Below are 6623 nucleotides of genomic sequence, written 5' to 3'. Positions count from 1 at the left end.
ATTTTCGGCCTCAATGGCACCAACGTCATGCTCGACCCGGAAGGCGCACTGTGGAAGCTCTCCACGCATGAACCAGTGAAGGTGGATGTGTCGCAGTGGAATGAGTACACGATCATCGCACGCGGAAACCACCTGGTGCACAAGATCAACGGCAAGGTCACCTCCCAACTGACCGACTACGATGAAAAGAAGCGCGCTCTGGCAGGCCTGCTGGCCATTCAGCTCCATCGCGGCAATCCGAACAGCGTTCACATCAAAGACCTCCGCCTTAAGGTGCTCCCCGTCACGGAGCCATCGTCTTTTGATCCGACGAGCCTTACCGCTGGAGCGGTGAAGATCGAGAAGCCACGGACGAAGAGTCCACAAGGCACCGGTCCTGTGGTGCCGCAGACGAAGAAGTAATTCGGATAAATCCTCAGCCCTCCATTTTATTTGTCCGGTTTCGCTGCCCACCGCGAGATACCACACCGCAACTCCACGTTTGTTCCAACCTGTTATGACCAACCCAGCCGCCCTGCTCCTCACTCTGTTCTCGCTCGTGACCTTCGCGAGCGCCGCGCCACTTGTCTTTGAAGGCACCGAAGGGCCTGGCAAAGGGAAACACATCGTCTTCCTGGCTGGAGATCATGAATACCGTTCCGAAGAGTCGATGCCGGCTATCGCACGTCTGCTGGCCAAACATCAGGGATTCAAGTGCACCGTGCTGTTCGACATCGATCAAGAAGGCGACATCGTGGCGGGCGAAGTCGCGAACATGCCGGGGATGGAGGCGCTGGACACGGCGGACCTCGCGGTGGTCTTCCTGCGCTTTCAGCAGTTCCCGGCGGAGCAGATGAAGCACCTTGATGATTACCTCGCCCGTGGCGGCCCGGTGATCGGACTGCGCACCGCAACGCATGGCTTCAAGACGACGAAGGATGATCCATTCGCCAAGTATTCGTATGACAGCAAAGTCGCAGGTTACGAGCTTGGCTTCGGCCATCAGGTGCTCGGCCAGACCTGGGTGGGCCACTACGGCACCAATCACAAGCAAAGCACTCGCATTGCCATCGTGCCGAACAAGGCTGCGCACCCGATCCTCCGTGGTGTGAAGGACATCTGGGTGCAGGCGGGCGGTTATGTCGGCAAACCCACGGACGGCGAGATTTTGACGATGGCCCAGCCGCTCAATGGCATGGCACAACATTCACCTGCGGATGCCACCAAGCCGCCGATGCCCAGCGAGTGGACACGCACCTACAAGTCCGCCTCCGGCAAAACGGGCCGCGTTTTCACAACGCTGTACGGCACCTCGGAAGACATCACGAACGAAGGCTATCGCCGCATGATCGTGAACGGCATCTTCTGGAGCTTGGGCATGGAAGAAGCGATCAAGCCCGACCTCGATGTGTCCTTCGTCGGTCCCTTCAAGCCAAACACCTTTGGCGGCGGTGCTTATGCCCATGGCGTCAAACCCGAGATGTATGCAGGCTTCACCTCGCAGATTCCAGCCAACAACAACACGAAGAGAGCTTCCAAAAAATCAAAACCGGAAGAGAAGCCGGCGGCGAAAGCGACGACCGATGCAGTATCCAAGGTGACCATCGCCTCAGGCAAGCCTGCACGCTATGTGCGCATTGAGCTTCCCGGTGACAAACGCTGCCTGCAAATCGCAGAGATCGAAGTGATGAGCGGCGGAAAGAACGTGGTGAAGGGCGGCAAGGCTTCACAATCAACCACAACCAACGGCGGCGTACCAGAACGGGCCTTTGATGGCAACAAGGACCCGGAGTGGGGCAAGGGTGGCCAGACGCACACGAAAGAGAACCAGCCGAATCCATGGTGGGAAGTCGATCTGGGCTCCAGCCAAGCCATCGACACGATCGGACTGTGGAGCCGCCGGGGCTTTTCGGACCGTTTGGGCGACTTCACACTCCAGTTGCTCGATGAAGCTCGCAAACCGGTGTTTGAGATCAAAAACGTCGCCGGTCCGGATTCGATGACCATCGATGTCAAAGGCGGCGGCAAACTGACCTACCTCACCTTTGAAGGAAAGCCGGGCAAGCCTGCGCAGAAGAACTCCGGCGGCGGCGCTGCTCCTGTGAAGGAGCCTGAACTGGCCGAAGTGCCTGCGGACTACAAAGACCATGCGCCTTTCGCCTTTGGCAAAGGTGATGTCGTCGCCATCCTCGGCAACGGCCTGCCCGACCGCATGCAGCATGATGGCTGGATGGAAACGCTGCTGCAGAGTCAGCTCCCCGATCAGCAGGTGCGCTTCCGCAACATGAGCACCAGCGGCGACCGCCCAAACAACTACCCGCGCAGCAGCGGTGCCACGCACATGACGGACTACCTGCGCCATGTGAAGGCAGATGTCGTGTTCGGCTTCTTTGGCTACAACGAATCCTATGACAACAAGCCGGAAGAGTTTCAGAAGCAGCTCGTCGAATTCGTGAAGAAGACACGCGGCAGCAAGGCGAACGGCAAATCCTTCCCACGCATCGTGCTTTTCAGCCCCATCGCGCATGAAGACACGCGCAATGTGAACGTGCCGGACGGCAAGGCGCACAACGCGAAGCTCGAAGCTTACACGAAAGCCACTGAGGCAGCGGCCAAGGAAGCGGGCGTGGCATTTGTGGACCTGTATCATCCTTCGCTGGAGCTGTTCAAAGCCGCCAAGGAACCGCTTACCATCAACGGCGTGCATCTTTCCATCGAGGGAGACCGCCAGCTCGCAGAAGTCATCGCAAAGGCATTGCTCGGCAAACAGGTGAGCGCATCGCCCTCCATGGAACCGTTGCGCGAAGCCGTGATGGACAAAGACCTTCACTGGTACAACCGCTATCACGCTTCCGATGGCAACGACGTCTGGGGCAGCCGCTCCACGTTGAGCTTTACCAATGGCCAGACCAACGCCGTCGTGCTGCAGCATGAGCTTTCTATGCTCGACATCATGACCGCGAACCGCGACGAGCGCGTGTGGGCTCGCATCACCGGTGGCGACAAAAAAATCGACGACAGCAACGTGCCGAAACCCGTGCCCGTCATCTCCAACGTGGGAGGCGGCAGCAAGAGCAGCAGCGCGCAGAAGGAAGGCATCCTGAAATACATCAGCGGTGAAGAAGCCATCAAACACATGGCGGTGAAAAAAGGCTTCGAGGTTCATCTGTTCGCCGACGAGACGCGTTTCCCGCAGATCGCGAATCCGGTGCAGATGCAGTTCGACACCAAGGGCCGTCTCTGGGTTGCCGCTTGGCCAACCTATCCGAAATGGGAACCGCTGAAGGAGATGAACGATGCTCTGGTCATCCTGCACGACGACAATAACGACGGCAGTGCTGATCGCGCCACGGAATTTGCCCGTGTGCAGAATCCGCTCGGCTTTGAGTTCTGGAACGGCGGTGTGCTCGTCACCCGCCAGTCAGAGATCCTCTTCCTCAAGGATACCGATGGCGACGACAAAGCGGACGTGCAGACCATCATGCTCATGGGGCTCGACAGCTCTGACTCCCACCACGGGGCAAACAATCTCATCTACGGTCCCGACGGTGGTCTCTACTGGCAGAGCGGTGTGTTCATGCAGCACAACCACGAACATCCCTGGGGCCCTTCGCTGAACACCGGAGCCTCCGCCATGTATCGCTTTGATCCGCGCCGCTTCACCATCGCCAGGCATGCAGACAATTCACCGAATCCTCATGGCACCTCATTTGACTCCTGGGGCTACCAGTATGCCACGGACGGCACCGGCGGCCGCGCCTATCAGGTGCGTCCCGAAGGCAACGGTTTCAAAATGTATGAACTCCTCAAGAAAGAAGTGCGCCCCGTCACCGCCAGCGAGGTCGTCAGCAGCACGCACTTCCCTGAGGCCATGCAGGGAGACTTCCTCATCTGCAACGTCATCGGCTTCCTCGGCGTGAAGCACTACCACCTCGAGCGTGATGCCGACAAAGGCACCGTCTGGGGAGAACCCGCAGGCGACGAACTCACCGTAAAAGTCACACAGGCCGATGGCACCGTCACCGAAGAGACCTCACGCGGCTTCCTCATGAGCGGAGACAAAAACTTCCGCCCCAGTGACGCAGTCTTCGCACCGGACGGCTCGCTCTACCTCAGCGACTGGCACAACGTCATCATCGGCCACATGCAGCACAACGTGCGTGATCCGAACCGCGACCACGCGCATGGCCGCGTCTATCGCATCACCGCCACCGGCCGCCCCTTGCAGCAGGTCGTGCCTGTGGACGGCCAGCCGATCCCCGCTCTGCTGGAAAATCTCAAACACCCCGCCGATGGTGTGCGCCACCGCACCCACATCGAGCTCAGCGAACGCGACACCAAGGAAGTCATCGCCGCCACGCAGTCCTGGATGAAGCAATTTGATCCAACCAAGAAGGAAGACGCGCATCATCTCCTCGAAGCGCTGTGGATTCATCAGCAGCACAACGTGCGCAACGTCGAGCTGCTCGGTCAGTTGCAGAAGTCTCCCGAGCTGAACGCCCGTAACGCGGCCAATGTCGTCCAGCACCTCTGGTTCAACGTCGAAGCCTCGATGCACGGCGGCGTCATCGCCGCTGAAGCCGAGAAAAAGGCGCAGAAATCCGGCATCCTCAGCGACACGCCGGAACTCACCACCATCCGCGTCGCCACCATTCCTGAGCGCATGATGTATGACGTGAAGGAACTCAACGTGAAGGCCGGCAAGAAGGTGAAGCTCACCTTTGCCAATCCCGACTTCATGCCGCACAACATCCTTCTGGTGAATCCTGGCAAAGCCGAGGAAATCGCCATCAAAGCCATGGCCCTCGGTGCCAAAGGCTTCGACACCGGCTTCATCCCTGAAAGCACCGACATCCTCTGGCACAGCAAGTTGCTCGACCACGGCAAAGAACAAGTCATCGAGTTCACCGCCCCCACCAAACCCGGAGATTACCCCTACGTCTGCTCCTTCCCTGGCCATTACCTCATCATGCGTGGGGTGATGCATGTGAAGTAATCCATTCGTGAATTCCCACATCAGGCTCTCGTCTTGAGAGCCTTGCAGCCAGCATCCTTCCTTGTCCGGTTTTGCACCGCAATGTGAGGTGAATCCGTGCGTTCATCCAAGTCTTCCACCTTATGATCAAGCCCGCCACTCTCTTCCTCACTCTGGCGACCCTCGCTTACGCTGCAGACGCGCCGAAAACGCCGGCCCGCAAACCTGTCATGGCTGTGAACCCGCTGGATGCGAAGAACACAGACACAGGGAAGCCTGCACCGCCAGAAGGCCCGGCGCTGGCCAAATACTACATGGAGGAGAAATCCGCGCCGCTGCCACCAGTGACAGCGTCCGTGGATACAGCGCTACCGCTGGCTCTGGCAAAGGGTGATCACGTCGTGTTCATCGGCAACACACTGTTCGATCGCGGGGCGCAGTTTCCGCATTTCGAAGCGATGCTGCTGAAGGGGCATGCGGACAAACAGCTCGTGGTGCGCACGCTCGCGTGGTCGGCGGATGAAGTGGACCTGATGCCACGCCCGACGAACTTCGGCACCTTGAACCAGCACCTGCATGCACAGAAGGCGGATGTGATCTTCGCGGCCTTTGGCTTCAACGAATCCTTCGGCGGGCTGGAGAAACTGGCAGACTTCAAGCTGCGGCTCACGGCGCTGGTTCAGGAGCTGAAGACACATGCTTATAACGGCAAAGCAGGGCCACGTGTGGTGCTGGTATCACCCATCGCCAATGAGAACGTGACCGGCGTCCCAGCGGCGGACATGAACAACGCCCGGCTTGCGGCTTACACGAAGGCGATGAGTGAGATTGCCGCCAAGCAGAAAGTCGGTTTTGCCAATGTGTTTGAGCCGATGCTGCCCTCGATGAAGGGGCTTACATTCAACGGAGTGCATCTTGAGGACAAAGGCTACGCGGTATTCGGCGAGGCCCTGTATCGCGCCACCTTCGAAGTCAGCGCGCCGGAGACAACGCCTGAGCTGCGTGCGGCCATCACAGACAAGAACCGGCAGTTTTTCCAACGCTACCGCCCCCTGAACGGCTTCTACTACACAGGCGACCGCAACAAGGACTACGGCTATCTCGACTTCCTCCCCGCGATGCGGAGCTTTGATGTCATGGTGGCCAATCGTGACCAGCGCATCTGGGCCATTGCGCAGGGCAAAAACTTCGCCGGCAAAAAAGTCGATGACTCCAATGTCCCTGCCATGCCCGAGACCAAGGAAAGCAAAGGTGCCAACGAATGGATGACGCCTGCGAACGAACTGGCTGCATTCAAGGTCGATCCACGTTTCGAAGTGAACCTTTTCGCCAGCGAAGAGCAGTTCCCCGAAATCGCAAACCCCATTCAAATCCGCTGGGACACGCTTGGGCGCATGTGGGTGAGCACTTCGCAGGCCTATCCTCATCTTTACCCCGGCCAAGAGCCCAAGGATCGCCTCATCATTCTCGAAGACACTGACAACGATGGCCGAGCCGACAAATCAACGGTGTGGGCGAACAACCTTCACATCCCGCTGGCCTTCGAGTTCGGCGACGGCGGTGTGTATGTTTCCGATGAGCCCCACCTCACCTTCCTCAAAGACACAGATGGCGATGGCAAGGCGGACTTCAGCCGTCAGGTCTTCACGGGTTTCGGCACGGAGGACTC

Annotated in this window: 3 protein-coding genes; all 3 read left to right on the top strand. The window is 58.8% G+C overall.

The annotated features are described in order from the left end of the window. Positions 1-402, top strand: a 402-nt coding sequence (locus ACIREA_RS23570; RefSeq protein WP_397384794.1) for a family 16 glycoside hydrolase, incomplete at its 5' end; no start/stop codon positions are given. Positions 403-496: 94 nt separating this feature from the next. Then, positions 497-4975 carry a PVC-type heme-binding CxxCH protein gene (locus tag ACIREA_RS23565; RefSeq protein WP_397384793.1) on the top strand — a complete coding sequence of 1493 codons (4479 nt, stop codon included), beginning with the start codon at positions 497-499 and terminating at the stop codon, positions 4973-4975. A 122-nt stretch (positions 4976-5097) separates the two neighbouring features. Further along, on the top strand, positions 5098-6623 hold a 1526-nt coding region (locus tag ACIREA_RS23560), incomplete at its 3' end, for a GDSL-type esterase/lipase family protein (RefSeq protein WP_397384792.1).

The sequence above is a fragment of the Prosthecobacter sp. genome (genome assembly GCF_044373815.1).
Lineage (GTDB): Bacteria > Verrucomicrobiota > Verrucomicrobiia > Verrucomicrobiales > Verrucomicrobiaceae > Prosthecobacter.
The sequence above is the reverse complement of the archived record's forward strand: the minus strand, read 5'-3'. Positions and strand labels throughout refer to the sequence as shown.